Origin of the sequence: Desulfovibrio sp. OH1186_COT-070, from assembly GCF_003860215.1 — a bacterium.
Classification (GTDB): Bacteria; Desulfobacterota; Desulfovibrionia; order Desulfovibrionales; family Desulfovibrionaceae; genus Desulfovibrio.
The window spans coordinates 1-2,241 of sequence record NZ_RQYH01000070.1 but is presented as its reverse complement, the minus strand read 5'-3'; the positions used below and the strand labels follow the sequence as shown (position 1 = coordinate 2,241).

The window sequence follows — 2,241 nt, the reverse complement described above, 5'->3', positions numbered from 1 at the left end:
AGCTAGTTCAGGTTATGTCATGCATCTTGGTGTGGACAAAAGTTATCCAGAGCTTCAACATCATAACTTTTTCTTTTCAAGTAATTCTAAAGTTAATTATGATCAAGTTTTTCACCAGTATGTTTTGCCTGAAGATCCGACAATTTATGTAGTGAACACAAATAAAACAGATAAGACACAGGCGCCAGAAGGACACGAGAATATAAAAATATTGCCACACATACCATACATTCAGAATAAGTCATTTAGTGAAGCAGAATATCTGCAATTCCGAGAACGTATATTGAATAAATTAGAGTCTATGGGCTTAAAAGATTTGAGAAGGCACATTGTATATGAAGATATATGGACGCCACATGACATTGAAAATAACTACAATTCTAATAAAGGAGCAATATATGGCGTAGTTTCTAATAAGAGGAAAAATAAAGGTTTCAAGTTTCCTAAAAAAAGTCAGTACTTCAAAAATTTGTACTTTGTAGGTGGTTCTGTAAATCCTGGTGCTGGTATGCCTATGGTCACTTTGAGTGGTATGCAAGTAGCAGAAGCTATTATTAATGGAGAAAGTAGTTGAGGCTGAATGATACTTTATATAATAGCAATAGTATTGACAATACTATCACTAATAAGTGGAATGTGTATGTATGCGCGTCGAGCGATTATAAATAACTCCGGAAAAGAAAGAGGTCATACAGCCGTCAGTGTTATTGTACCTGCTAGAAATGAAGCGAAGAACTTACCTAAATTACTTAACAGTATAAGTAAAGAGCAGGAAATAGAAGTAATTGTTATGGATGATGGTTCAACTGATGAGACACAAGTTGTTGCTAGATATTATGGTGCGAGCGTATATACTGTTGAAAATGATACTACATGGCAAGGTAAGTCACATGCTTGTTGGCAAGGTAGCAAATATGCAACGTATGATTTATTAATGTTTGTTGATGCTGATGTTCAGTTTGCTTGTGATGATAGTATTCAAAATATAGCCAATCAATATGATTTACAAGGTGGTAAAGGTTTGTTATCAATACAACCTTATCACAAGATAAAAAAGCTATATGAAAATATATCGGCGATTTTTAATTTAATGACAATCGTAGGTATGAATCAATTTTCAATCACGAAATCAGCAAATAATGAGCAAGGCGCGTTTGGACCAGTCCTTGTGACAAATAAGCAAGATTATAAATTGACACAAGGACATTTGAAAGCTAAAAATCAAATCATTGAAGGTTTTGCAATAAGTAAAGCATATAATCAACAAGGTTTGCCAGTTAGTTTGCATGAAGGCCAAGGTGTAGTGAATTTTAGAATGTATGCTCAAGGATATAAAGCGCTATTAGAGGGTTGGAGTAAACACTTTGCACTTGGCTCTCAAGTAACTAAAAAGTCTACGCTTACGTTTGTATTTTTATGGCTATTTGGTTCACTTACAACAGTTTTAGCGATAATTTTTTCAATTAATTTAGGCTCGTTATATATATTATTAGCTATTACTCTATATTTTATATATGCGATACAATTTCATATATTTATCCGAAGAACAGGAAATTTTAATATCGTTGCGAGTTTATGTCATCCACTGCTCTTCATATGCTTTGTCGTGATATTTTTTAAATCATGGTTAGATATCAATGTATTCAAACGTATATATTGGAAAGGCCGTAGAATAGATTTATAGGTTAGTTTTTTATATAAATGTCAAGAAGTTCTAGGCTTACTGAGGAGGCCAATAAATGAATCAATTAGAGAGAGATTATAACTACTGTCACAATATAATGAAAGAACATTCAAAAACGTTCTCATATGCCTTTGATTTTTTGGATTTAAAAAGGAAAAAAGCAATGTGGGCTATTTATGCAGTTTGCAGAATTATAGATGACAGTATTGATAAATACAAAGATCTTGAGCAATTAAACGGCATAGCTAGAGATTTAGATGTGATTTATAGCGATTATGATTATATTCAAGCGTATCAAAGTGATGCAGCTATTATGAATGCTTTAAGTAATACATTGAATACATATTCAATACCTAAAAAACCTTTTGAATCTTTAATTCAATATGTGAAGAAAGATTTAGTTTTAAAAGAAATGAAAACTGATTCAGATTTATATGAGTATTGCTGTGGTGTGGCAGGTACTGTCGGTGAATTGTTAACTCCTATATTAACTTCATCAAATGAAAATAATTTCGAGCAAGCTGAAGAAGCTGCGATAGCTTTAGGCAAGGCAATGC

The 2,241-nt window shown here is 32.5% G+C and carries 3 protein-coding genes; all 3 read left to right on the top strand.

What is annotated here, in order from left to right; all coding sequences use genetic code 11:
* On the top strand, positions 1-574 hold a 574-nt coding region (locus EII23_RS11750), incomplete at its 5' end, for an NAD(P)/FAD-dependent oxidoreductase (protein WP_148091263.1).
* 66 nt (positions 575-640) lie between these two features.
* On the top strand, positions 641-1,684 hold the full coding sequence (locus EII23_RS11745) for a glycosyltransferase family 2 protein (protein WP_124793524.1): 1,044 nt from the start codon (positions 641-643) through the stop codon (positions 1,682-1,684).
* Between the two features lie 55 nt (positions 1,685-1,739).
* A partial coding sequence (locus EII23_RS11740) for a squalene/phytoene synthase family protein (protein ID WP_185702392.1) occupies positions 1,740-2,241 on the top strand: 502 nt, incomplete at its 3' end.